At 46.2% G+C, this 23,596-nt stretch carries 23 protein-coding genes; 7 read left to right on the top strand and 16 right to left on the bottom strand.

Annotation, left to right across the window (positions count from 1 at the left end; genetic code table 11):
• Window positions 1-152: 152 nt before the first annotated feature.
• The 3 genes from QME20_RS18530 to nudE all read right to left on the bottom strand — a co-directional run bounded on the left by QME20_RS18530 (window position 153) and on the right by nudE (window position 2,277).
• A complete protein-coding gene (locus QME20_RS18530) occupies window positions 153-737 on the bottom strand; it encodes a YceI family protein (RefSeq protein WP_281716402.1) in 585 nt (194 codons plus the stop codon).
• Window positions 738-864: 127 nt separating this feature from the next.
• Window positions 865-1,710, bottom strand: coding sequence for a 3'(2'),5'-bisphosphate nucleotidase CysQ (gene cysQ / locus QME20_RS18525; RefSeq protein ID WP_281716401.1), 846 nt, complete (start codon window positions 1,708-1,710; stop codon window positions 865-867).
• Window positions 1,711-1,713: 3 nt separating this feature from the next.
• Entirely contained in the window at window positions 1,714-2,277 is a 564-nt protein-coding gene (nudE, locus tag QME20_RS18520) for an ADP compounds hydrolase NudE (RefSeq protein ID WP_014951322.1), read from the bottom strand.
• A 71-nt stretch (window positions 2,278-2,348) separates the two neighbouring features.
• Here nudE and yrfG point away from each other — a divergent pair, with 71 nt between their 5' ends.
• From yrfG to QME20_RS18500, 4 genes are all read left to right on the top strand, one after another.
• Window positions 2,349-3,062: a GMP/IMP nucleotidase gene (gene yrfG / locus QME20_RS18515; protein ID WP_014951321.1), complete on the top strand. Its 714-nt coding sequence runs from the start codon at window positions 2,349-2,351 to the stop codon at window positions 3,060-3,062.
• A gap of 13 nt (window positions 3,063-3,075) precedes the next feature.
• Window positions 3,076-3,621 carry an inosine/xanthosine triphosphatase gene (yjjX, locus tag QME20_RS18510; protein WP_014951320.1) on the top strand — a complete coding sequence of 182 codons (546 nt, stop codon included), beginning with the start codon at window positions 3,076-3,078 and terminating at the stop codon, window positions 3,619-3,621.
• Window positions 3,622-3,901: 280 nt separating this feature from the next.
• Entirely contained in the window at window positions 3,902-5,290 is a 1,389-nt protein-coding gene (locus QME20_RS18505) for an NAD-dependent succinate-semialdehyde dehydrogenase (RefSeq protein ID WP_049585438.1), read from the top strand.
• Between the two features lie 231 nt (window positions 5,291-5,521).
• On the top strand, window positions 5,522-6,577 hold the full coding sequence (locus tag QME20_RS18500; RefSeq protein ID WP_281716400.1) for an MBL fold metallo-hydrolase: 1,056 nt from the start codon (window positions 5,522-5,524) through the stop codon (window positions 6,575-6,577).
• Window positions 6,578-6,635: 58 nt separating this feature from the next.
• On the opposite strand, the gene QME20_RS18495 is transcribed toward QME20_RS18500, so the two are convergent.
• The 13 genes from QME20_RS18495 to gspC all read right to left on the bottom strand — a co-directional run bounded on the left by QME20_RS18495 (window position 6,636) and on the right by gspC (window position 19,623).
• Window positions 6,636-8,069 carry a YdgA family protein gene (locus tag QME20_RS18495; RefSeq protein ID WP_281716399.1) on the bottom strand — a complete coding sequence of 478 codons (1,434 nt, stop codon included), beginning with the start codon at window positions 8,067-8,069 and terminating at the stop codon, window positions 6,636-6,638.
• Window positions 8,070-8,169: 100 nt separating this feature from the next.
• On the bottom strand, window positions 8,170-8,925 hold the full coding sequence (locus QME20_RS18490; protein WP_281716398.1) for a type II secretion system protein N: 756 nt from the start codon (window positions 8,923-8,925) through the stop codon (window positions 8,170-8,172).
• Window positions 8,922-9,401: a type II secretion system protein M gene (locus QME20_RS18485; protein ID WP_281716397.1), complete on the bottom strand. Its 480-nt coding sequence runs from the start codon at window positions 9,399-9,401 to the stop codon at window positions 8,922-8,924. The genes QME20_RS18490 and QME20_RS18485 overlap by 4 nt, the downstream gene beginning before the upstream one ends.
• Complete coding sequence (gspL, locus tag QME20_RS18480; protein ID WP_039235770.1) at window positions 9,398-10,597, bottom strand: type II secretion system protein GspL; 1,200 nt, start codon at window positions 10,595-10,597, stop codon at window positions 9,398-9,400. Before gspL ends, QME20_RS18485 begins: the two co-directional genes overlap by 4 nt.
• Window positions 10,597-11,643 carry a type II secretion system minor pseudopilin GspK gene (gene gspK, locus QME20_RS18475; protein WP_202941451.1) on the bottom strand — a complete coding sequence of 349 codons (1,047 nt, stop codon included), beginning with the start codon at window positions 11,641-11,643 and terminating at the stop codon, window positions 10,597-10,599. Before gspK ends, gspL begins: the two co-directional genes overlap by 1 nt.
• Entirely contained in the window at window positions 11,640-12,266 is a 627-nt protein-coding gene (gspJ, locus tag QME20_RS18470) for a type II secretion system minor pseudopilin GspJ (RefSeq protein WP_202941450.1), read from the bottom strand. The genes gspK and gspJ overlap by 4 nt, the downstream gene beginning before the upstream one ends.
• Before the next feature lies 1 nt (window position 12,267).
• Window positions 12,268-12,696 carry a type II secretion system minor pseudopilin GspI gene (gspI, locus tag QME20_RS18465; protein ID WP_187446235.1) on the bottom strand — a complete coding sequence of 143 codons (429 nt, stop codon included), beginning with the start codon at window positions 12,694-12,696 and terminating at the stop codon, window positions 12,268-12,270.
• A complete protein-coding gene (gspH, locus tag QME20_RS18460) occupies window positions 12,693-13,319 on the bottom strand; it encodes a type II secretion system minor pseudopilin GspH (RefSeq protein WP_187446234.1) in 627 nt (208 codons plus the stop codon). The genes gspI and gspH overlap by 4 nt, the downstream gene beginning before the upstream one ends.
• Before the next feature lie 5 nt (window positions 13,320-13,324).
• Entirely contained in the window at window positions 13,325-13,762 is a 438-nt protein-coding gene (gene gspG, locus QME20_RS18455; protein ID WP_014951309.1) for a type II secretion system major pseudopilin GspG, read from the bottom strand.
• Entirely contained in the window at window positions 13,762-14,988 is a 1,227-nt protein-coding gene (gene gspF, locus QME20_RS18450) for a type II secretion system inner membrane protein GspF (RefSeq protein WP_014977774.1), read from the bottom strand. The genes gspG and gspF overlap by 1 nt, the downstream gene beginning before the upstream one ends.
• The gene (gene gspE, locus QME20_RS18445; protein WP_275445276.1) at window positions 14,989-16,554 is read right to left on the bottom strand and encodes a type II secretion system ATPase GspE; all 1,566 of its coding nucleotides are present in this window, start codon (window positions 16,552-16,554) and stop codon (window positions 14,989-14,991) included.
• Window position 16,555: 1 nt separating this feature from the next.
• Entirely contained in the window at window positions 16,556-18,607 is a 2,052-nt protein-coding gene (gene gspD, locus QME20_RS18440; protein ID WP_081106123.1) for a type II secretion system secretin GspD, read from the bottom strand.
• Between the two features lie 98 nt (window positions 18,608-18,705).
• The gene (gene gspC / locus QME20_RS18435) at window positions 18,706-19,623 is read right to left on the bottom strand and encodes a type II secretion system protein GspC (RefSeq protein ID WP_061486815.1); all 918 of its coding nucleotides are present in this window, start codon (window positions 19,621-19,623) and stop codon (window positions 18,706-18,708) included.
• 129 nt (window positions 19,624-19,752) lie between these two features.
• On the opposite strand from gspC, the gene hslR reads away from it, so the two are divergent.
• From hslR to QME20_RS18420, 3 genes are all read left to right on the top strand, one after another.
• Entirely contained in the window at window positions 19,753-20,157 is a 405-nt protein-coding gene (gene hslR / locus QME20_RS18430) for a ribosome-associated heat shock protein Hsp15 (protein ID WP_061096187.1), read from the top strand.
• Between the two features lie 23 nt (window positions 20,158-20,180).
• The gene (gene hslO / locus QME20_RS18425) at window positions 20,181-21,080 is read left to right on the top strand and encodes an Hsp33 family molecular chaperone HslO (protein ID WP_168463158.1); all 900 of its coding nucleotides are present in this window, start codon (window positions 20,181-20,183) and stop codon (window positions 21,078-21,080) included.
• 444 nt (window positions 21,081-21,524) lie between these two features.
• Window positions 21,525-23,087: a phosphoenolpyruvate carboxykinase gene (locus QME20_RS18420; RefSeq protein ID WP_281716396.1), complete on the top strand. Its 1,563-nt coding sequence runs from the start codon at window positions 21,525-21,527 to the stop codon at window positions 23,085-23,087.
• Window positions 23,088-23,596 lie beyond the last annotated feature (509 nt).

Below are 23,596 nucleotides of genomic sequence, written 5' to 3'. Positions count from 1 at the left end.
ATTTTAAACGCTCTATTGTGTTTTGACATAAAAAGACCCCCAATAATTGGAATGTCCAACTAATGGGGGTCACTTCATGTGTGCGGTTTTTTATTACGTTTAATTACGTGCCACCTAGCTTTTTATTGATAGATGGCGGCAATAACAGTGTTTTATTGAGTAAACGTAACTGAAAATGTTACGGGTACTGTTGTTGTTATGCTCTTAAGCCCTGCAATTTTTTGAAGTGCAGCTACGCCTTCAGAAAGTCCAAAAGACTCTGCTTTAATTAACGTTGGTGACGTGGTTGATACGGTAAGCGTATCGTCGTCTACTTTACTTGCTTTAACAGCAAATGACGTAGGAACGGCTTTGCCGTGCAACATCAAAATACCGTCTACCTTCCCGCTAACAACTTGGCCCGATTTCAGGTTCATCATCGACTCAGGCAAGTTGGCTTCAAATGTCGCTTGTGCAAACTTGGTCACGTTGAACAGCATCTCTTGCATTCGCTTGTTGCGAATATCAATGGCTGTATTCACTGACGATAAGTCAACCGCCACGTTAAGTTTGCCACCGTCAGACAGCGTACCATCAAAGCTATCAAACTTATGTACTTCGGTGACTTGTGCATTCTTCGTCGATAAGAAGTGTAGTGCACTTGTTTCGCCGTCTATTGACCAATCGGCTGCGGCGGGAAATGCTAGCCCACATGCGAGCAATGCTGCAGACAACGTGCGAATACGTGTAGTCATCATAGGTTACTCCTTTTACTTTTTGGTTCCATCTGGCTTGATTTAACCACTACCAGAGTAATGTGGCCCAGCAACATTACTACGCTATTATACGTAGGTTAACACGCTGCGCTAAGTAAATTATTACGCGCTAGTGCTGATGTGGGTTTACGAAATCATCATACTGGACTACATCTTGCCATGGCACCCTTTGATCGCCCATTACCACAAAATCTGGGTTCTCTAGCGAATGACGCTGATTGTAGGTAAGAGGTTCGAAGTTAGCGGCGGCAATACTCCCACCTGCTTCAGAGACAATGCATTGCGATGCGCCAGTGTCCCATTCGCCGGTAATACCGATACGCATAAATACATCAGCTTTCCCTTCGGCAATGAAGCAGGCTTTCAGGGAACAGCTTCCCAATGGAAGCGTTTGATATACGCGCTTGGCGCACATTCTGCTGAGCACTTTTTCTCTCGACTGACGACGGCTTATTGCAATCATCACCACACTATTTTTAGGGTCGTCTAGCTTGCGTACGCTTATTGGGTGATCGCCATCGGGTGATGACTTAAACGCACCTTTGCCTTTCTGGGCGTAATATAGCGACTGCCCTGGCGGCCAAAAGATAACGCCTATTGTCGGCTCATTATTCTCTATTAGCGCAATGTTTACTGCGAAATCACCGCTTCTAGCAATGAATTCTTGGGTTCCATCGATGGGATCGATTAACCAGTATCGAGGCCAATGCTTTCGCTCTTCTAAACTTGCGTGTTTGTTTTCCTCTGAGAGGATTGGAATATCAGGCGTCGCAGCTTGTAAGCGCTTGTTGATGATATCGTTTGCCAAATAATCTGCGCTGGTAACGGGAGACTCATCTTCTTTTTGATAAGCGTCAAACTCCCCTTTATCGTATACTTCTAATACGGCTTCACCGGCTTCGATGGCAATTTTTTTCGCAAGTTCTAGTAGGTCGGCATGGGCGTCATCGGGCATTGTTTATTGTTCCTTAAACCACTTTTGAGCTAAAAACAGCGCGGCTATACAGCGTGCTTCTACAAAGTCTTCTCGTGCAAGTAAAGCATCTGCTTCATCTAAAGGCCAGTGAATCACCTCAAGAGGCTCAGGTTCGTCGCCTTCAAGTTGCTTTGGATACAAGTCTCGAGCCAAAACAATGGTCATATTGGCGTTAAAGAAAGTGGGCGCCATGCTGACCTTATGAAGCTCCACAAGATCATTGGCGGCGAAGCCTGCCTCTTCTTGTAGTTCGCGATTAGCAGCTTCAATGGCAGTTTCGCCAGGGTCTATTAAACCTTTTGGAAAGCCTAGTTGATACGAATGTGTGCCGGCAGCATATTCGCGAATTAACACCATGGTGTTTTCATCAAGCATAGGCACTATCATTACTGCGCCCCTGTTTCCGCCAGCCATCCGCTCGAATTCACGGGTGGCGCCGTTCGAAAACTCAAGGTCTAAGCGTTCTACCCTAAAGAGTTTGCTTTGCGCAACGATTTCACGAGAATGAATTTGTGGTAACGGTTTGTTCGGATCAATTTTTGGCATGTCTATCGCTACAACTTTGTTATCATACTTGTATACAATTTCTTAGCTTACTTCATTATAAGGAAAATCGCTTGCCCTTTCTGCCCTGGAATGAAATAGAAACTGTACTGTTAGACATGGACGGCACTTTGCTGGACCTTCATTACGACAACCAGTTCTGGCTACATCATTTGCCTAAACGATTAGCACAAATAAGAGGAATTTCAGAGGCGCAGAGTCAACGTGAAATGACTGCGCGATATGAGTCAGTATTCGGGCAAATTCAATGGTATTGCTTAGATTACTGGGCTGAATCTCTTGAAATGGACTTAGAAAATGAGTTTATGCCGCTGAAGCGTGAACTGGCACATTTACTCGCCCTTCGTGACGATACCATTCCGTTCCTTGATGCGCTTCATGACTCAGGCAGGCAGGTGGTATTAGTGACCAATGCGCACCCAAACAGTTTGGCGCTAAAGATAGAGCATACCCAGCTCGACGCACATATCGACAACCTCATCTCTACCCATGAGTTCGGCGTAACCAAAGAGTCTCAGCTGCTATGGGAAAGATTACAGGCACGGGTAAAGTTCGATGCCCATCGCACTCTATTTGTCGATGATTCACTGCCAATTTTAAATGCGGCAAAGACATACGGTATTAAACATTTACTTGCTGTCGATAACCCTGATAGTACCTTGCCAAATCGCAATATTAGTGAGTTTCCAGCGGTGCGCGATTACCGTTTAATGCTAGAAGATATTAAGCAGAACCCTGTTGGGACTGTTTCGAAAGGACGTTTTTAAAGGACGAAAGCACATGGTTTCTGACACAATTTATGTAGGGTCGCTAAATCCGGTAAAAATTAATGCTGCGCTCAATACACTCTCTGACACACTAGAGCACGATTTCGACGCTCAGGGTATGGCTGTACCAAGCGGCGTGCCTGACCAGCCAATGAATGAAGATGAAACGCGCTTGGGCGCCATTAATCGTGTGAAGGCCATGCTTGCTCATCATCAAGGCGGACTCACAGATGCGTGGTATGTGGCAATTGAAGGTGGTGTGGATGTCTTTGAAGATGGTCCAGCTACCTTTGCCTATGTGGCGATATACCATGAAGGTCACTGGTCGGTAACGCGAAGTGCAAGCTTGCCTCTTCCTGTAAGCGTTTATCAGGCGCTTCAGCGTGGCGAAGAACTTGGGCCAGTTATGGACAAGCTCTTTGATACGGTAAACATAAAGCAAAAAGGGGGGGCTATTGGTTTGCTTACTCTTAATCACGCCTCGCGACAAAGTGTTTATGAAGTGGCGTTAACGCTTGCTATGGCAAAGTTCCATTTCCCCGACTTATACACGGACTAGTATTGAACCTCTTGTGCTGTGCAACAAGGCGCATTACACCGTTAATCAAACAGAGCGCCGCAAGGGTATCCTTACTTAGGAAAACTGATAAGGCGATCGCGACGGTCGCCCTGAAATCTTTACTGCGATAGGTAATCTTTTCTGGATCCTTTCTGACACTATCCATTACTTAGGCTTCAAGTTGCTTCTATGCTATTGAAAATAGGTTAAAAAATATTTTTTGACACCTTGGCTTTTTAGTTGCACTTCCTTCAGACCAAACGGAATAAGGAGAGTGACAATGAGTGAGACAATCAATACCTACAACCCTGCTACAGGTGAAAAGATCGATCATTATCATTTGATGTCAGCCGAGGACGCCGAGCAAGCTGTTACCCGTTCACAAGAAGCCTATTTGAACTGGCGCCGTACGTCATTTGAGACCCGCGCAGATTTATTTAATAACCTTGCAAATCTGATGGAAGAGCGAATTGATGATCTCGCCAGCCTGATGACCCGGGAAATGGGTAAGGTTACCGCGCAAGGAAAGCAAGAAGTGCAGCTATGCGCTGAAATATGCCGCTATACGGCCGAGCACGGCGCTTCAATTTTGGAAGACGAACATCGCATTTTCGAAGGCGGTCGAGCAATCATTACGTATCAGCCCATTGGCGTTATTCTTGGCATCCAACCGTGGAATTTTCCGTTGTACCAAGTTATTCGTTATAGCGCCTCAAACATAATGGCGGGTAACACCACGGTACTGAAACATGCTAAAAACGTGTTTGGTATGGCGCAAGCCATTCAGCAAATGTACGAAGATGCTGGCTTTCCTAAAAATGTTTACCAGTCGCTGCTAATTGATGGCAGCACGGCAAGTGATTTAATCAAGCACAAACACGTCCGTGGCGTTACTTTTACCGGTAGTGATGAAGTAGGTAAGGAAGTGGCAAAGGAAGCTGCAAGCTTGTCGAAGAAAACCGTAATGGAGCTTGGTAGTAACGACGCCTTTTTAGTGTTAGAGGATGCTGACATCGACCATGCTGTAGAAATGTGTATCCAAGGACGGGTTATTAATAACGGTGAAACCTGTGTGGCGGCTAAACGCTTTGTTATTGTGGATAGCGTCTATGACGAATTCCGAGACAAGTTTGTGGCGCAGTGTAAAAAGCTAAAAGTTGGCGACCCCACAAACGAAAACACGGATTTGGGCCCAATGGCGAGAGAAGACTTGCGCGATGAACTTCATGAGCAAGTGAAAAAGTCGCTAGAAAACGGCGCTACGCTATCACTGGGTGGAGAAATTCCAGACTCTGATGGCTATTTCTACCCAATTACAGTGCTAGAAGATGTATCGCCAGGTATGCCCGCTTATGATGACGAGCTATTTGGACCGGTTGCGTCGCTCATTCGCGTACGCGACGATAAACAAGCCATGGAAGTAGCAAATGACTCACGTTATGGCTTGGGCGGCGGTATCTTCAGTACAGATACCGACAAAGCAATAGCATTAGCGAAAGATGAATTTGATACCGGTATGGTTAATATCAATGGGTACTCTTTAGCACAACCAAACTTACCTTTTGGTGGTGTGAAAGACAGCGGTTACGGTCGTGAGCACGGAGGTTACGGTATGCGTGAATTCGTCAATATTAAAACTATCATGGTCGCTGAGAAATCGGCCGAGTAGTGCACTTCGATAAAAAGCAATGAGAAGAAAGGCGAACTTGGGTTCGCCTTTGTTGTTTTGCTGTACGCCCTATTCATTAAGTTAGTCGCACAGAAAAGCCCATGTAATTGAAAACAGTCAGGCGAAAAAACAGTGCGCAGTCAACTAGGCTGAATAGTTTCGTCCGGGCAAACGGTCTTTTAATCAAATATCTGTGTATTAATGAGTAGGGAATAACATAAGGCGATGGTTATGACGGTTATAAATAAACGGTTAAGTAATGCAAGATCGGGCATTGGGCTTACAAGGCAGGACAAACAGCGCGGTAGAAAACAAACTGCGTTTTTTTGCGCTATGACAACCACTGCTATTCTATCGTTCTCGGCTTTAGCGCAGCCGTTGTCTCAACCATCAACTACATCAGACGATGCCGACCTAAGCACCAATCCTATGGGGTGCCATAACGTTTCGGTGCAAATATTAGGGTCGGGTGGACCTGAATTGGATGACGGCAGAACATCTAGTGCCTATGTGGTTTGGATAAATGACAGCGCCCGCGTGTTGGTAGACGCTGGAAGCGGAAGCAGCGTTCAGTTTGGCGCCGCGGGGGCGACGTTTGAATCTTTAGAAGTTATCTTGCTTTCCCACTTGCACACCGATCACTCCGCCGATTTGCCAAGCTTTGTAAAAGGTGGGTATTTCACCGATCGCGAGAAGGATTTAATAATAATGGGGCCAGAGGGCAACGACATTATGCCGTCCACAAACGCCTATGTGGCGTCGTTAATAGGGAAAAACGGCGCGTTTAAGTATCTATCTTCTTACACCATAGAAGGCCAAGATGACTATGCGGTATCCACAAAAAGCATCGGGACCACAACTTTTGAGCAACCGTTTAAACGCAATGTAAACGATAGCGTCAGTGTTGAGGCAATGACGGTGAACCACGGGCCTATCCCAGCATTAGCGTGGAAGGTCAAGGCCAATGGCTGCGAGGCTGTATTTTCAGGCGATACCAATAATAAAGAAGGAAACCTTGCTCGTTTTGCTAAAAACGCGGACCTTTTGGTGCTACACAACGCCATTGGTGATGACGCGGGTCAGGTTGCTAAGAACTTGCATATGACGCCGACTCAGATTATCGACATTGCCGCGCAGTCAAACGCTAAGCAAATAGTGTTGTCTCATATTATGAAACGTAGCGAACCGGGTCTTGATGCACTTACTGAGGCGATTACTGTTGTAGCTGAAGCTCGAGTATATGCCGCTGAAGATTTAATGAACATTACTCTGTCTGAACAGGAGTAAAGTAAGCGTAAACCGTTTGCGATCCACGGTTTACGCTTTTATAGAGGTTCTCTAACTATTATTGAGGGGCAAAAGGCAGCGGAATAGGCGTACCGTTCACACTGGCTTCGCCATCTTTAAGTGTTAGCTTTGTCTCGTAACCTTTCTCGGTTTCTTTTATTAAGCCTTGTTGAGCAAAGGTACTTAGCATCATAGGTGTCTGTTGTTCTACAGCGGCTTGAAGCTCTTCAGCCGTCATGTTTTGTGCTTGTGGCGTCGCCATTAGTTGGCCCATCATATAGCCAGATGCCATACTCCGTGCAAGCGCTTTATCGGCGGTGATTTGTGCATCAGCCAGTAAATGCGTGACCCAATAAGCGGCGTCTTCCAACGTACCGGGAAGTGCATCTATACCCACTAATTTCGTGTTTGCGTAAGCGTTAAACGACCCTTCAGGCAACGTTGCTTTCAGCTTCGTTATATTAATCTCAGGCTCAGCTTTAAGCTGTGTTAGCAAGTTAGCCTCAATAAACTCCATCATTTTGGCTGGCACTTCTTCAGAAGGCACCAATAATGAATTGTTGCTAAATTCTTGATAGGCCTTAATGAAGTCGATATCTAAGTTATTGATGGCAACGCCTAATACCATGTCTGTAGCATCAAGCTCAGGGCCCACGGCTTTGTCGACAGCGTATTCTACGTAGACATTGGCGGTGTTATTGTCTTCGTCAATCTTGACGTCGGTAGCAAAAGCTAGGTTCTCAATCTTAACTGTCGCACCTGGCTCAATGTTAGAAATTTCTATGCTTTCAATACGCGCCTTGCCAGTAGATTCAAAGAAGTCACCCTTGAACGCCGCCACCATATCGCCATCATAGCTCATATCCATAGACAGATTTTTCATCTCTAAGGAAAATTCATCTGCACTTATGCTTAGCGATTCACCCGACGACGTATACAAAGTTTTGTCACCATCAGGCTCAGCTTCACCCGCATAACCAGAGAAAAGCAGTGTAAACCCCTCTTCTTCGGCCGTCGCGCTAAGCGCTGGAATAACATCTGCGTAGCTTAGTCCACCAAACAAACCAACCACGCCTTCGTTGCGATAAATTGACTGTTGGCCATCCCACTGAACGTATTCTCTTAACTCATCTCCATCAATAGACACCGTATAGTGAACGCGGCCTAATCCTAAGCCATCGCCAAAGTACACCGGTCCGTGATGAGCTACTAGCGTAGCGGTAATGCTAGGGTTTTCTTCCATTGGTATATCAGTGGAGTCAACATTCTGTGCATTGATTAGCGCTTGAAAATCGACAGCAAGCTTGATTTCTGCTGTTGTCGAAAACCAGCCTTTGTCATACGAAAGTACCTCGGCAGAATAAACGGCTTGTTGGTTAATTTCGTTTACGGCGGCGTTAACATTTTCGTGAACGCTAGTGCCAATAAAATGAGGGGCAACGCCAAGTGCAACCAAAGTTACGCCCGCGCCAGCTAGAAGAGGTTTGTTCATGATTACAATCCTTTGTTAAAAAGTGTTCCCAGTTCCTCTGGCCACAAACGTGAAGTACGTTGGTGGCCTAGAAATTCTACGCATAGTTTGTGCTAATGCATCACAGCTTAATCGCAATATAGCCGCTACTGTCCGGCGCACCAAACAAGCGTGCGGCCTGATGGACTTCTTGCGGTAAGCTGTCGTCAGGCTTAAATTTACCACTTACTCGAATATTTTTCATCGTAGTAGGGATAACCGCATCCATCGACAAGCTTAGTAAGTTAGGCTCGCTTACTAGTATTCCAATGTCATCGCCTTCACAACGCAGCTTTGCGGAATAAGTACCAAAATCAATAGGACCCTGTGTACCGGCAACTGTCGCGTTTAGCCAATCTCCGGTACCGTTTAGCGATTGACACGCAGGCCCAAACGTTAAGTCACTAAGCGACACTTTAAAGCGCCCTCCAGCATTTACTGGCAGCGGAAGGCGAACTTGTGCAAGCACGCGGTCTACCGGTAAATACAGCGTGAAGTTCTCGGTATTTACACTGTTCTGGCTGAAAAGCCCCGTGGTAATAGGCCCTTCAAATGCAATGTCGTTTTTATCGCGAATATTACCTGCTTTAAGGTTTAATTTAATTTTACCTATCAACATATGTAAGGGACTAAGCTCCCATTTTACATTGTTGATGGGCAGGCCATTAACCACTACAGTTTGCGCCTTGCCTGAAAACAAGGTGCCGCTAACATCACTAACGGCTACATTACTAGGTAATGCAATGCGGCCAATAACGTGAACAGCAGGCATGTAAGCAATGGCAAATAATAAGAAGGCAATAATGCCGCCTATAATCCAACTAACTTTCGACTTCATGCTTTACCTAATTGTAATCGGCGAATTTTGATATAGCCTGGCGCATCGGCCTCGGCAATATCCGCTTGAAGAATAATCACGCCCATATTTTCCATGGCTTTGAGCCACTCTAAAACACTGTTAAATGGCGCCTGATCAACCCACACCTGAAGCTCGTCGCCTTGTGGCTGCATACGAGAAATAGCAATGTCGTGCTGAGCAGTAGTGCGGTTTACCGCTTGCGGTAACGAGCCTGAGAATGTTCGTTTACCCCCGCTGCTGCGGCGCAATTGCTGCGCTCTTGCTGCACTGTCTTTTACCCAAACCAACAAGGATTGCTGGTTGTTGAGAAGCTGTTTTTGTTTATCTAAAGCAGCATTAAGCGGCGACCATACCGCAAAATAAAATAGCGCAATTATTAATAGCACAGCTGAAACCAGTACTAACTTTTGTTCGCGCTCGGTCAGCGCTTTGTACTTTTCTAAGAGTGCATTCATGAGGTACTCCTTACTGATACTGTACCTACAACGCCATTGTCACGATTATTTATGGCCCCTTGTTCAACCACAAAGCCTGCGTTTTCTGCTGTACGTTTAAACTGCTCTAGCGCTTCAAAGTTTTTACCTTGCGCCTGAATGCGAATCTCAGTGCGGGTGGCATCGAAGCGCAGTGTTTGCGGTTTTACATCAGTGGCTGAAAAAGCCGGAGCGAGCTGGTCTAGCATAATAAGCATAGAGGCACTGCCACCGCCTTGTTCTAACTTGGCAAGCTCGCTTTGTAGCTTCAATCGCACGTTGCGATACGTACCAATATTGGGGAAACCCGCTTTAACAGCGGTATTGATCTCACTGCTTAACGCCTGATTTTGGGCTTTAAGCTGGTAAAGAGAAAATCCTTTGTCGATAAGGCTGGTGCATAGCGCTAACACTGCTAATACTGCCGCAACACGCCACTGATTCAGAACACCGCTGCGTTTGCGTTTTACTTTGTAATCGCCTTGGCATAGGTTGAAGCTGCTTTGCATCGCCTCTTTTGCCAATACTTGCATAGGCAGCTCTAAGGGTGCCTGTGCTTCCTCAATATTTGGCAAAGTGCTTAAATCGATACCCGCATAATTGGTAATGGTTATCGGGCTTTCTTGTTGTGCTGTAAAATGGACAAGAGTTGGCAGTAACCATGTTGCCTCGCCCTGCACGCCTTTGAATGTGTCTTGTCGAACGAGAAGCTGTTCACCTAACGTAAGCACTGACCAACCGTTTTCGGTGACTGGCACTGCGAGTACATCAGGAATAATGGTGTCGCAGAATAACCCTGCTTCGCTAAGCCAGGACTGCCACAGCTCCATCTTTTCATGGCTAACTACTGCAACGGCCTGTTCATCGCCTCGTTTAGGGCCGATCGCAAAAAATTGCTGGCTAATGTCAGTGGCAAGCTCGTCTTCTAGCATAAACGGGATGGCAGAAATGATCTTGCGGCCAGCTTTAGGCGGCAGCTCAACCCATTTGAGTAAAATTTCGCTGCTAGGTGCTAAGGCAATAACACTTCGTTGTCCCGCGCGTTCGGTCAGCGAAGATAAGGCTTCTGCATTAGGCAGCTCGCCCGATGCAATAATTTCATCTTCGGTTCGCGAATAAACGAGCCAGCTAATTGGGTCTGTATGGTTGGCGCCTAAACGCACCAAGAGTTGTTCCATCAATAGGTTCCCCCAAACTCGCGATTCACAATACTAACGCCGGTATCGGCATTAACGTGAAACACGGTGGAAAGCTTAAAGGTTGCTTTGTTGTATTGTGTTTTTGTATGCAACATAAAATATTCAGTTTTAACCGAAAACCAATCTTGTCGAGTGCTTGTTAAATTAAGCGCTTGAATAGAGGGCTCGTTTAAAAATGCATTGGTATCGTCCCAGCCGTTTTGCGGGCGGCTGCTAATCAAACTTGCGGCCTGCTGAATGTCTAATCCCGTTAGGCCTGCAAGTAATGGTGCATCTTCTTCTTCTAATGTGTTGACGTTAATTTTCAACTCATTGTAATCCGGGATCACGCAAACTAATGGCAGTAATGCGTCTAGCCATTGTGGTGATACACCGTTAATAATACGCAATTCACTTTTTGATGCCAGTGGTCCGTTAGCTGCTAGGTAAGGAAACTCTCTGGACTCGTATTCGCTGTCTTCTGCACCGTAAGGGCGCATTCTGTCATCTTCGTCGACCCAGTCGGCTAAACTGTCGCGTAAGGTATCTGCGGTGTAGTTGTCTAGTCCGTCAACGCTAAGTGATAGCAACATAGTGTGAAAAGCGTCCATGGCTTCCGTGGTGTTACTCGCCCCACTGCTGCCATTACCGCTGTTACTGCCCGCGCCTCCTGCACTGCCAGAGGTAATCGCGTTTAAATTAAAACACGCTTGCAAATCGTCTAAGTTAGCGGTTAACCCACCGTTTTCTAAAGGATAGCTGAATTCTTGTGCCCAAGGCTGATCTATAGAAATCACATTCGGGCTTTCTTCTATTAAAGACTGGATAGACTTACGCGCAAAAGCCTCGGCTCCCATGGCGTACCAGTAGGCTTGATTGTTGTCTTTTAAGTTCATCGTACGCTGCACCTGAAGCTGCAAGCGTGTACCCATCTCTGTGGCTAATACCGCAACCAAGGCTACTATCATGAGCACAATCATTAATGCCACGCCTTGCTGCTTAGCGGGTGGAGTAATCGACTTGCGCTGAGTACTCTTGATTGTCATGACGATTCACCCGTAGTTAAGGTAAATTCTCTGCGTATTTTTCCGAAGTCTTTACTGACAAACTCAATGGCCACCGCGCGCGGCAGTGCAGCTCCTTTATAACTTTCGCTCCACGACAGGTCTTCGTCTTCATCTAAGGAACTACTGTTAGCGGTGGCAAGAAATTCAATTTTTAAGCTTTCTACATCCTCTAACAGCACACGGACTTTGGGCTCGTAACCTATGACGTTATCTACATAGTTGGTGTATATTCGCTCAATTCTGTTCTCTTTGAGGCGGTAGGCGACATATTGAAGTGTACTTCTTGGCAACATGAGTTGTGGGTTATGCCAGCCACCGCGTACAAAGCCTATGCCGTCTTCGTCGCTACCATCCGTTTTACCACCAGCCATAACCACGCTTTGTTTCTCACCGTTATAACGAATAGCGCGAGGCACTGCTTGCTGAAGGTCTCGCTCAATCGTGATCATGGCACGCTGCAATAATTGAAGTTTTGCAAAACGCTCTTCTGAAATATCATTGCTGTCGATAACTGTGGTAAGTAGACCTGTTGATGCAAGCCCAATTAGGGTGAATATGGCCATAGCAATCAGTATTTCGATAAGCGTGAATCCGCGCTGCATGCTAATTTCCCGCCGTCGGTTTAGCAACGAAAGTGGTTACTGATGTAACTGAACTGCCGTAGCTTTCGTCTTCACCCACCGAAACGGTTACCGATCGCAAGTCGTTGTCGTTGGTTTTTGTCACCGTTTGCTGCCAGTACCACGTGCGATCGGCCATCTCCATCGTGCCTTTTAAATTGTTCTTGGGCGGCCACGTGGTATCTAATTGAAGCTGGTTTAAGCGATTGCTTGCCACCCAGTTGGCAAAGGTGACAGATTCTATTTGCCCAACGCTTGATAAATGCTCGCCTGCAGCTTTAAGTACTGCTGTACCGGTTAGCGCAAAAATAAGCAGGGCAACCATAACCTCCAGTAGCGTCAAGCCACTTTGCTGGCGTGGCGTGGCAGGTGCAGCGTTCTTTGTCGATGCATCAACGTTGAACGCAATCATAGTGGTCTCTCCAGAGGCCCTTCAAGCACTAAAGGCGGAAGATCTTGGTTTTGCAGGCTGTAATAGACGGGATTGTCGCCGTCATCACCTTCGTAATTAAACGACAAGGTAAAAGGCGTAATTTCGCCACTCGACATTATAAGCACTTGAGGCGGAGGCAGCTTTTTCTCTTCTTCGTTACCTATTTCAACCCCTTCATCAGAAACACTTAAATTCTCGTCGAACAGCTCCCTGTCAAAGAGCCTGTCTTCAACATCCCATGGTAAGTCGTCTAAATCTAAAGTGAAGGTGAAAGGCTCAGGCAACGTATAAGGTTCGTAGGTTTTTTCGCCTTCGATACGCTGCCACTCATCATCGTCGTCTAAGTAGACAAAGTAGTATTCATTTTTATCGGCTTCAAACCGCACTCCAAGCTGTTGTTGATTTAACACCGCAAAATCGCTGGCCATATCAACAATCACCTGCAGGCGTTGCGCTTGGGTTTTTAGCAGGTCAGATTTACTCGCACCGAATGCGTTAAACATAACGTAACCCGCCGCCAATCCCATAAGCAGCAGTACCAGCATGACTTCTAATAGGGTAAAGCCTGCTTTTTTCAAAGATGTACTGCCGCGGTTGCGCATAAAGGTTAGTTCAGGTATTCGTTAATGTTCCAGTTACCAATGTCATCATCAGTACCCGGTTCGCCGTCTGGACCATTAGAGAAAATATCAACTACGCCAAGTTCTCCCGGGCTAATTAGTGCATATGGATTGCCCCACGGATCTTCAGGCAGGCGTTTAATGAAACCACCTTCAGGGTAATTACGTGGAATTGGGTCGATAGTTGGTGCGGTAACTAGCGCTTCTAGTCCCTGTTCTGTGGTTGGAAAGCGGTTGTTACGCAGCTTATACATCTCAAGCGCGCTTTCCATTTGCTGGATGTCTACCGCCGCTTTTTTAAGCTGCGCTTCTTCTTGGTTACCCAAGATTTGCGGTGCCACCATAGACGCCATAATACCGATGATTAGAAGTACGACCATGACTTCAATCAAACTGAAACCAGAACTGCGATTAAGTGTTTTCATTAAATATTCACCATGTTGTTCAATGCTAAAATTGGTTGCAATATTGCCATAACGATAAACAGAACAATGCCTGCCATCGATACAATAAGTAAGGGTTCAAATACCTTAAGTGAGACACCAATAAGCGCTTCAAATTCCCTATCTTGATTATCTGCGGCGCGAGCTAGCATTTGCTGTAGCTCACCCGATTTTTCACCAGACGCAATCATATGCATCATCATTGGTGGAAACATTTTTGTGTTATCTAGTGCCGCCCGCAGGCTGCTGCCTTCTTTAACGTTAATGGCTGCATCTGCCACTTGGTTTTTAATATGCTGATTTTCCAGCACATCACCTGAAATACGCATAGCTTCTAGTAGTGGAACCGCACTGGCACTTAAAATACTTAAGGTACGTGCAAAACGCGCGGTATTGAGCCCGCGAGACACCCGGCCAATTAACGGCAAGGTTAACAGCGCTCTGTGGTAGCGTAGCTTCATGTGCTTTTGCTGCAGCACGCGCTGAATAATGACAACAAGCACGGCAATACCAATAAGCATAAATAAGCCGTAATTTTGCAGCCAGGTACTGACAGAAATTAGAAACTGGGTAATGGCCGGGAGGTCTTGCCCCATGTGATCGAACTGCCCCACAATTTTGGGCACTACCACCGTTAACAATAGCAACACGATACCCATTGCAAAAAACAGCATTAGCGATGGATAAATCATCGCCTGAGTAATTTGGCTGCGGGTTTGTTGTCTGCGTTCTGTGTAGTCAGCAAGGCGGTTAAGCACGGTATCAAGGTGACCGGATTTTTCCCCTGCTGCGACCATCGCACGGTATAGCTCGTCAAACACACTGGGAAATTGACCCAATGCATCGGCAAGTCCGTGACCTTCTACCACTTTACTGCGTACTGCCATCATCATGTTTTTCTGACGAGGCTTTTCACACTGCTCGGCTACGGCAAGCAGTGCTTCTTCAACGGGAAGGGCCGATTCGACAAGAGTGGCGAGCTGACGCGTGAGTAGCGCTAAATCTGATGCTGAAATACGGGGTTTAAATAAAGAAAACGACAGGCCTTTGCCTTCGCTTTGTGCGCGCTCTGCGACCTGCTCTACTTCTAAGGGAATTAACCCTTTTTCGCGCAGTTGTTGGCGAACCTGGCGTGCATTATCACCTTCAAGTACGCCATTTGTATTTTTACCGCGGGCATTAACCGCCTTAAAAGCGAATGCCGCCATTTAGTCTTCCCTCGTTACTCGAAGCACTTCTTCAAGTGAGGTAGCGCCCGCCAGCACTTTACTACAGCCATCTTCACGAATGCTTGGTGTCGTCTTTCTGATGTAGCGTTCAATGGCTTGCTCACCTACACCTTCGTGCATCATCTCGCGCACTTTTTCATCTACCAACAATAGCTCGTGAATACCGGTACGACCGCGATATCCGGTTTGATTACACGCGGCGCAGCCATGAGGCTTGTAGATAGTGGTCTCGCTTGTGGCGTTTTGCCCTAATACTTCAAGCTCAGAAGCGTCAGGCGTATGTGGCTTTTTGCAATCTGGGCACAGGGTACGAACGAGTCGCTGTGACAAGACGGCCAATAAGCTCGAAGACAACAGGAATGGCTCAATACCCATGTCTTCTAAACGGGTGATCGCGCCCGCTGCCGTATTGGTATGCAGAGTAGAGAGTACTAAGTGACCGGTTAAACTGGCTTGAACAGCAATTTGCGCCGTTTCGATATCACGAATCTCACCCACCATCACTACATCGGGGTCTTGACGCAAAATAGCGCGAAGGCCTCTGGCAAAAGTCATATCTACACGGGGATTAACCTGTGTTTGTCCGATGCCCGGAAGATCGAACTCAATAGGATCTTCAACGGTTAAAATGTTTCTGTCTCGCGAGTTTATCTCGGTTAACCCTGCATACAAGGTGGTACTTTTACCCGAGCCCGTTGGGCCGGTAACCAAAATAATGCCGTGAGGTTTTCGAATAAGAGACGAAAAGTGATTACGGTTTTGCAGCGTCATGCCTAAATCTTCTAGATTTAAGCGCGCATTGTTTTTATCCAGTAGACGCAATACCACACGCTCGCCGTGGCTTGAAGGCATGGTCGAAACACGCACGTCTACTGCTCGCCCAGCAATACGCAATGTAATACGGCCATCTTGAGGCACGCGTTTCTCGGCGATATCTAACTTCGCCATAACTTTAATACGCGATACCAGCATGGAAGAAAGTTTGCGATTCGGGCGCAAAATTTCGCGTAACACGCCGTCTACCCTGAAGCGAACCACAAGCTGGTTTTCAAAGGTTTCAATGTGAATATCTGATGCACCTTCTTTAATCGCCTCGCCCAACATGGCGTTGATAAGCTTAATAATAGGCGCATCGTCTTCACTGTCTAACAGGTCTTCAGTGTCAGGCAAGTCTTCAGCAAGAGCGAACAAATCACTCTCGTTGCCAAGGTCTTCCATTAGCTGTTTAGCCGCAGAGCTATCGCGTTGAAACGCACTGGTAAGCAGGCTTTCAAATTCATTGGCAGGAATAGTTTTCGGCACAAAGGGCTCGCCGTAGAAACGTCGCACTTCAGCGAATACATCAAACGGCGTATTCTCTGTAAAATATAAAACCGCAGGGGTTTCATTGGTTTCCAGCAATACCTGATTGCGCTTCGCAAAGCTAAAAGAAAGCTGTCTTGAACCGGCCTCCTCTTCAGGCAAACCTGCGTCTTTACCCATGGCTTCTAAGGCTTCTTCTTGCGCCTCTAATGCCTGAGTAATTTGTTCGTCCTGCCCTGCCATGCTAGTCGTTACCTTCTTCTTGTTTCTGCTTCTCTTTCTCAGAAAGGTACTCTTCGAATGAAGGTGGCAACGCTAGCGCATCATCCCATTGTGGAATAGTCGGGGTTTCTTCGTAAGGCATTAGCGATACACCTTCTTGCTGGCGTTTTAGCTGCAGTGCACGAATGTAATTGTATTTGCGATGGCTGATTGTGTTCATGGTTGCACCGTCACGGACAATGGTCGGTTTCAAGAACACCATCAAGTTACGCTTACGCTTGCTTGTAGACGTCGTCTTGAAAAGATGACCAAGAACAGGGATATCGCCTAAAAGTGGCACTTTAGACACACTTTCTTGTACGTCTTCGTCAATCAAGCCGCCTAGTACGATAGTACCACCATCGTCAACAATCACTGTGGTTTTGATTTCGCGCTTGTTGATAGAGATGTCTACTGATGTCGCACCGCTAACGCTAGACACTTCTTGTTCAATAAGAAGCTGAACGGCATCGCCTTCGTTAATTTGCGGCGTAACTTTAAGTTTAATGCCCACTTCTTGACGATCCACCGTTTGGAACGGGTTAGAGTTGTTCGAGCCGGTTGTCGTACCGGTAATAATCGGTACTTCCTGACCCACAATGAAAAACGCTTCTTCGTTATCCATGGTAGTTAGGTGAGGTGTGGCAAGAATATTTGAATTGGTATCAGTGCTTACCGCCTGTACCACTGCGCCCCAGCCATTTTCGATAACGCCAGCAATCAGGCCGTTTGCACCGCCAAGTAAGCTTGCAAGAGCAGTGAAGTCGCCTTCTATCGTGTCCGTTGTTTCTACCACTTCACCGTTGGCAGTGATGTTGGTTTGCGTGGTCTCTCTATCTTCGGCCTGTCGTAGTGCCACAGCTAATGAACCGACGCCTATAACACCATTATTGAACTGTGTACCACCGCCCTCTTCTGACACCCATTGCACACCTAATGTGTTGCCGTCGCCTTCAAAAACTTCAACGATAATGGCTTCAACTTGTACCTGTGCACGGCGAATATCCAGTTGACGCACCACTTCTTCTAGCGAGCGCATCATGTCTGGCTCTGCAGTTATAACAATGGCATTAGAATCTTCGTGCGCATCAATGCTGATTTCACGGTTAGAGCCAGCTCGACGTGACGTAGTGCCACCACCTTGCTCTTCAGCTTGAATGCTTGCAGATACGCCCTGTAATACTTTTACTAAATCTTCCGCTTTAGCGTAGTTAAGAAACAGCACGCGGGTATTGCCGTTTGACTCAAGCTCTTGGTCCATGCGCTGAATAAGGTTAATAAGACGCTGACGCGCTTTAATATCACCGCTTACAATAACTGAGTTAGTTCTGTCGTCTGCCACTACGCGAGGCTCAGACTTAGTACCAGTATTGGCTTTACCTTGTGACTTATTAATACTGTCAATAATGCGCACCATTTCTGATGCTGACGCATAGCGAAGTTTAACGATTTCAACTTCTTCGTCACCGGCACGGTCCACGCGCTCGATAATTTCTACCAGTCGGTTCACTACCGCTGCACGGCCGGTTAGCATCATCACATTTGATGGGTCGTGGCTAACTACGTTACCGCCGCCCGCTTGGTCATTTAGCTGGCGTAAAATAGGCGCAAGTTCACGTACCGGTACGTTATACACAGGAACAACGCGAGTGATCATTTCGTCGCCGTCGCGGTTAGCGCCTTCCACTACTGGAATGTTCGATGTTTTGGCGTCTTTAGAGCGAACCACTTTCAAAATACCGCTAGGCATTTCTACAACGGCGAAGTCATACACTTGAAGTACGTTTAGGAAAAACTGGTAATACTGATCTTCATCGAGCATGTCGTAGCTGCGTACGCTTATTTTCCCACGTACGTTGGGGTCGACAATAATAGTGCGCTCTAGATTTTTACCAACGATATTAATGAACTCGTTAATGTCGGTATCTTTGAAATTAGGCATGTACTCAGCGGCTGTCACCGAGAAACACAGAAGCGCCGTGCACATGGCTGTGCTCAAGCGAGATAATAGTTTTTGGCTAGTGCGCCTTTTCATTCTAACGTCCTTCATTTCCTAACTTGTCGATGACCGATTTGCTTTAATTGTTATTTTGCTTACCTAGCGACAATATAGCGCTGCTACCGTTAGTGGTATTAAGACTCGGGTAAATCTAGGTAAAGCGTGGTTAAGCTGCCATCTCGAATAATCGTTAATTCTATTGTTTGTGCATTGCGTAGCTCAGACAGTGCCTCTTGCGATTGCTGCAAGTCGGTAAGGTCTAGCCCGTTAATTTGTGTAATGACATCGCCAGCCTGAAGCCCTGCCGATTTAAATAATTCAGGTTCTTTGCCAGGACTTACTTGATAACCAATAAGCTGGCCTTCTTCGGTTTTTGGCGATATTGAAATAAAGTCTGTGAAGTTAGCGGGGCGTTCTCGCAGAGCAGCGGTTGCTTCTAGCGCTTCTTCGCTAAGCTCAACTGTATCTTCTTCCTCTTCCTGCGGCTCAGGTCGGTTTCTCGCTTGCATTTCACGGCGACGATTAGCTTCATCGTAATCAATTCCGTCAAGCATCAGGGTTTCGTTTCTTACCCCGTTCTTAATAATAACGCGATCGTTATACACCTTTTGCAACGTGGCGTTGGTGTCTTCAATCTTTTCACCTAAACCATATACTGCTTGGCTGCCGCGATTTTCTATAATAGCGGTGCCCGCTTCCTGCTCTGAACTGGCAACAACGCCGGTCAGGGTCAAATTTAAGCGTGTCTCTGGCGCGTCAGTAACTTCGGCTACCGGTTCCGCGGGTTTAGCCGCTGCATTACCAAACAGATTCAACTGTTGTATTTTGGCAATGTTGACCCCATTTTGGCCTGACGACGAAGAAATAACCGGAGCACGGCTTACTGTGGGTGTCGCAGATAGTTGAGGTTCGGGTATAATTCGCCACACGAGTTTGGCAGCAAATGCAATTAAATACAGGCTGAGCAGAACCACTACGATGGTATGTAGCTGTTTTTGATGCTGGTTCAGATAAACAACCAGAGATTGTGGGTTGGGTTTATTGAATGTCATGCTGCCACTGATGGTACTGCTTTATTATAATATAGTGAATTTTTGGTTAACCGCGCTTTAGCAAACCCATAATAGCCTAGTAAAGGTGAGGGTCACAACACTAAAGCCACACCATTACGAAAATATTACATGAGCCAATCGGATAGCAACAATACAACACAAAATGTCAGGCTGGACAAGTGGCTATGGGCTGCAAGGTTCTTTAAGACCCGCGCAATAGCAAGAGACATGGTGCAGTCGGGAAAAGTCCAGTACAACGGGCAAAGGGCCAAACCTGGTAAGCATGTAGAGCTTGGCGCCATGATTAAAGTTCCCTCAGGATGGGATAATCGTGAAATTAAGGTGCTAGGCTTAAGTGACAAGCGTTTGAGCGCGCCTTTGGCGCAGGCGCTTTTTGAAGAGACGATTGAAAGTGTAACAAAACGTGAAGAAAACCAAATGGCGCGCAAAATGAACGCCTTTCACAGCCCTAAACCAGATCATAGACCTGATAAAAAGCAGCGACGACAGATTATTAAATTTAAGCAGCAATAGTAGGCTGCTCAACAGGATTAGTTATGAGCGATTTCGATAAATTACACCGCTTCTTATTTACCCAAGCTAACGTTCGTGGCGAATTGGTTCGTCTTGATGAGAGCTTAAAGCAAATTGTGCACAGCTATGAATACCCTGTGCAAATTCAAACATTGCTAAGTGAAATGGCGGCAGCGACGTCATTGTTAACGGCAACGCTTAAGTTTAAAGGTGAAATTTCTCTTCAAATTCAAAGCAAAGGCCCAGTAAGTTACGCGGTGTTAAACGCCACTCACGAACAAACGCTTCGCGGTGTGGCGCGCTGGGACGAGACATTAGAAACATTGCCAGAAACGTTTTCAGAGTTATTGTCTCAAGCGGTATTGGTCATTACTATCACACCAGATGAAGGCGAGCGTTATCAAGGCGTTGTTGCATTAGATAAGCCTTCTCTAGCTGAATGTATTGAGAGTTACTTTGCTCAGTCAGAGCAGCTAGCGACCAGCGTGCACCTAATGACCGACATGAGCGACCCTAAAAACGCGAAAGCGTCGGGAGTGTTACTTCAGGTCTTACCGACTGATGCTAGCGCTACTGATGTGTCGCAAGCCAATGAGTTTGCTCATATCTCTAAACTTACTCAAACGTTGACCAAAGAAGAGATGTTTACGTTGTCGGTTGAAGACATTTTATATCGTCTTTACCACCAAGAAGACGTGGAAGTGTACCCAGCGAAGGACGTAACCTTTGCCTGCTCATGCTCAAAGGAGCGCAGCGCAGAAGCACTTCGTCACGTTGAGAAGTCTGAGCTTCACGCAATTATAGCTGAAGAAGGTGCGATCAAAATGAACTGCCAGTATTGTCATACCGAATATCGCTTCGATAGTATCGACGTAGAGGCTATTCACAGCGGCAACTTCGACGCACCGTCTTCAAATCAGTAACTACTTGTTTACTGCTGTGTTAAAGCACCTTCTTTTGAAGGTGCTTTTTGTTTCTGAATCTCTCACCGTCTAGATAGGTTCATTTTTCCAACACTTCACTTGTGGTTAAAAAATGCCCAGTAGTAAGTGTTTAACTTTCCTACATCATCCTATTTTCCTTTTCTTCCTGTTGTGGTGAAAATTTTCACCTTCACTTTCTAAAAAAATTGTCATTTTTTATTTTGAAATTCATCGATCAATATAGGTTTTCTACGCCCTATTTTTGCATTTATACCCAAGGAAAAGGCTTTCCTTGTAATTAATTTACAATATTTATGAAATTAACATATGAGAAATAGTGAGTATGTGTTTTATAAATGCGCGCTGGGCCTTGTTTACATTACACTCGAAGAGGTGATACTTTTTTGAAAGTGCTTTTGAAAAATTACATATAGGGTAACAGCCATGACCGCAGCAGCCTCAATTCAAACGGATCTGAAAGTAACGCCACTCACCGACCTGCCAAATGCAGAACTTATCGAGCGCGCCGTCAAGCGCGGCGAAGGTGTCCTTGACAAAAACGGGGCGCTTGTCGTAGAGACCGGAAAACGAACCGGTCGCTCTCCAAATGATAGATTTATCGTTAAAGAGTCAACAACCGAAAATGACATCGATTGGGGCAAGGTGAATAAGCCTTTTGACGCTGACAAATTTGATGCGCTGTGGGACCGCGTTGAAGCCTACCTGTCTACCCAAGAACACTTTCTTTCACATCTTCAAGTGGGCTCAGACCCTGAACATGCTTTGTCGCTTGAAGTAAGAACGCAAACCGCGTGGCAGCACGTTTTTGCCCGTAACCTTTTTATTATTCCTGAACAATGGAATGTTAAAGGCGACCAGCCTTGGCAAATCTTAAACGTACCTGGTTTCACTTGTGAGCCAGAGCGTGACGGCACTAACAGCGACGGCACAGTTATCATCAACTTCGCTAAAAAGCGTGTGTTGATTGCAGGCATGCGTTACGCAGGTGAAATGAAAAAAGCCATGTTCTCCGTGCAAAACTTCCTGCTTCCGGCAAAAGACGTGCTACCTATGCACTGTTCTGCCAACGTGGGTGAAGAAGGCGACGTGACTCTGTTTTTCGGTCTTTCAGGCACAGGTAAAACCACGCTTTCAGCCGATCCTAAGCGCTTCTTGATTGGTGACGACGAGCACGGCTGGGCACCAGGTAGCGTATTTAATATTGAAGGCGGTTGCTACGCTAAATGTATCGACCTATCTCAAAAGAACGAGCCAGTAATTTGGAATGCTATCAAGTTTGGTACCATCCTAGAAAACGTAGTGCTTGATGAAACACGCACGCCAGACTATACCGACACGTCGTTAACCCAAAACTCACGTGCGGCCTATCCGCTTTCACACATTGAAAAGCGCGTTGCTGAAAACCGAGGCGGCGAACCTCGCTCGGTTGTATTTTTGACCTGTGACGTAAGTGGCGTATTGCCTCCTGTTTCAGTGTTAAGTGAAGAAGCTGCGGCGTATCACTTCCTAAGCGGTTACACAGCGAAAGTCGGCTCTACCGAAATTGGCTCTACAAGCGATATTGAATCAACCTTCTCAACTTGTTTTGGTGCGCCTTTCTTCCCACGTCCAGCAGGCGTATATGCAGAGCTTCTGATTAAGCGTGTTAAAGCGTTTGGCGCTAAGGTTTACTTGGTTAATACCGGTTGGACAGGCGGTCCTTACGGCACAGGTAGCCGTTTTGATATCCCTACCACACGCGCCATCATCGATGCGATTGTATCGGGTAACTTAGCTGATGTTGAAACCCAGCACATTGACGCATTAAACCTAGATGTGCCAGTTGTCATTGAAGGCGTAGACAGCAATTTGCTTGTGCCACAAAACACGTGGGCAGACAAAGAGAAGTACAACGAATACGCCGCTAACTTAGTTAACGATTTTAAACAGAACTTTGAAAAATACGACGTTAGCGACGCTATCGTTAAAGCCGGGCCGGGTAACTAACACTCGGTTCGCCCCTTCCCAACGTTCATCACACTCAACGTGATTGATGTTTTGCCCGCACCGTGTTGCGGGCTTTTTTATGCGGATTGGTATTATTAGGCTTTCGAGAGCTAGCTGTTTTAATGGCACCTTTAATATTAGAGCATTGAGCTAAACCAATTTGTGGATACTGGAGTAAAGTTGATGTCGGCCTTGTACTGAAAAAGTACGCTGTCCATATGACTATCTCTTATCCAGTATTTCTGTTTATCAATAGAGATAAGTCTTAGGGTGTAGGGCACGCCAAATGGATCTAGAGGAGCAGTTTCGATAAGTAGCGAAGTATCAAAAATACTAATCTCTCTTTGTTTATTGTTTGGTGGTGGAGTTAATTTGTTTTGAGCATCATAAATAACTGGAACATGTAAATACACAACGCCTTGTGGGAGGTTATGAGGTGGTTTAATTGAGTTGACCAGTCCAGTTAAGGATATAATTGAACTTTAGCTGGAGAAAGTAAATGGCCGGAA

The organism is Alteromonas sp. CyTr2 (genome assembly GCF_947311905.1).
Lineage (GTDB): Bacteria > Pseudomonadota > Gammaproteobacteria > Enterobacterales > Alteromonadaceae > Alteromonas > Alteromonas macleodii.
The sequence above is the reverse complement of the archived record's forward strand: the minus strand, read 5'-3'. Positions and strand labels throughout refer to the sequence as shown.

Excerpts from the sequence above, each read along its gene's own strand:
- QME20_RS18505 (WP_049585438.1), top strand. The coding sequence starts at position 3,902 with ATGAGTGAGACAATCAATACCTACAACCCTGCTACAGGTGAAAAGATC.
- gspE (WP_275445276.1), bottom strand. The coding sequence starts at position 16,554 with ATGGCAGGGCAGGACGAACAAATTACTCAGGCATTAGAGGCGCAAGAA.
- gspF (WP_014977774.1), bottom strand. The coding sequence starts at position 14,988 with ATGGCGGCATTCGCTTTTAAGGCGGTTAATGCCCGCGGTAAAAATACA.
- QME20_RS18530 (WP_281716402.1), bottom strand. The coding sequence starts at position 737 with ATGATGACTACACGTATTCGCACGTTGTCTGCAGCATTGCTCGCATGT.
- QME20_RS18490 (WP_281716398.1), bottom strand. The coding sequence starts at position 8,925 with ATGAAGTCGAAAGTTAGTTGGATTATAGGCGGCATTATTGCCTTCTTA.
- cysQ (WP_281716401.1), bottom strand. The coding sequence starts at position 1,710 with ATGCCCGATGACGCCCATGCCGACCTACTAGAACTTGCGAAAAAAATT.
- gspK (WP_202941451.1), bottom strand. The coding sequence starts at position 11,643 with ATGACAATCAAGAGTACTCAGCGCAAGTCGATTACTCCACCCGCTAAG.
- gspI (WP_187446235.1), bottom strand. The coding sequence starts at position 12,696 with ATGATTGCGTTCAACGTTGATGCATCGACAAAGAACGCTGCACCTGCC.
- gspD (WP_081106123.1), bottom strand. The coding sequence starts at position 18,607 with ATGAAAAGGCGCACTAGCCAAAAACTATTATCTCGCTTGAGCACAGCC.
- nudE (WP_014951322.1), bottom strand. The coding sequence starts at position 2,277 with ATGCCAAAAATTGATCCGAACAAACCGTTACCACAAATTCATTCTCGT.
- gspH (WP_187446234.1), bottom strand. The coding sequence starts at position 13,319 with ATGCGCAACCGCGGCAGTACATCTTTGAAAAAAGCAGGCTTTACCCTA.
- gspC (WP_061486815.1), bottom strand. The coding sequence starts at position 19,623 with ATGACATTCAATAAACCCAACCCACAATCTCTGGTTGTTTATCTGAAC.
- hslO (WP_168463158.1), top strand. The coding sequence starts at position 20,181 with ATGAGCGATTTCGATAAATTACACCGCTTCTTATTTACCCAAGCTAAC.
- yjjX (WP_014951320.1), top strand. The coding sequence starts at position 3,076 with ATGGTTTCTGACACAATTTATGTAGGGTCGCTAAATCCGGTAAAAATT.
- QME20_RS18485 (WP_281716397.1), bottom strand. The coding sequence starts at position 9,401 with ATGAATGCACTCTTAGAAAAGTACAAAGCGCTGACCGAGCGCGAACAA.
- QME20_RS18495 (WP_281716399.1), bottom strand. The coding sequence starts at position 8,069 with ATGAACAAACCTCTTCTAGCTGGCGCGGGCGTAACTTTGGTTGCACTT.
- gspG (WP_014951309.1), bottom strand. The coding sequence starts at position 13,762 with ATGAAAACACTTAATCGCAGTTCTGGTTTCAGTTTGATTGAAGTCATG.
- gspJ (WP_202941450.1), bottom strand. The coding sequence starts at position 12,266 with ATGCAGCGCGGATTCACGCTTATCGAAATACTGATTGCTATGGCCATA.
- QME20_RS18420 (WP_281716396.1), top strand. The coding sequence starts at position 21,525 with ATGACCGCAGCAGCCTCAATTCAAACGGATCTGAAAGTAACGCCACTC.
- gspL (WP_039235770.1), bottom strand. The coding sequence starts at position 10,597 with ATGGAACAACTCTTGGTGCGTTTAGGCGCCAACCATACAGACCCAATT.
- hslR (WP_061096187.1), top strand. The coding sequence starts at position 19,753 with ATGAGCCAATCGGATAGCAACAATACAACACAAAATGTCAGGCTGGAC.
- QME20_RS18500 (WP_281716400.1), top strand. The coding sequence starts at position 5,522 with ATGACGGTTATAAATAAACGGTTAAGTAATGCAAGATCGGGCATTGGG.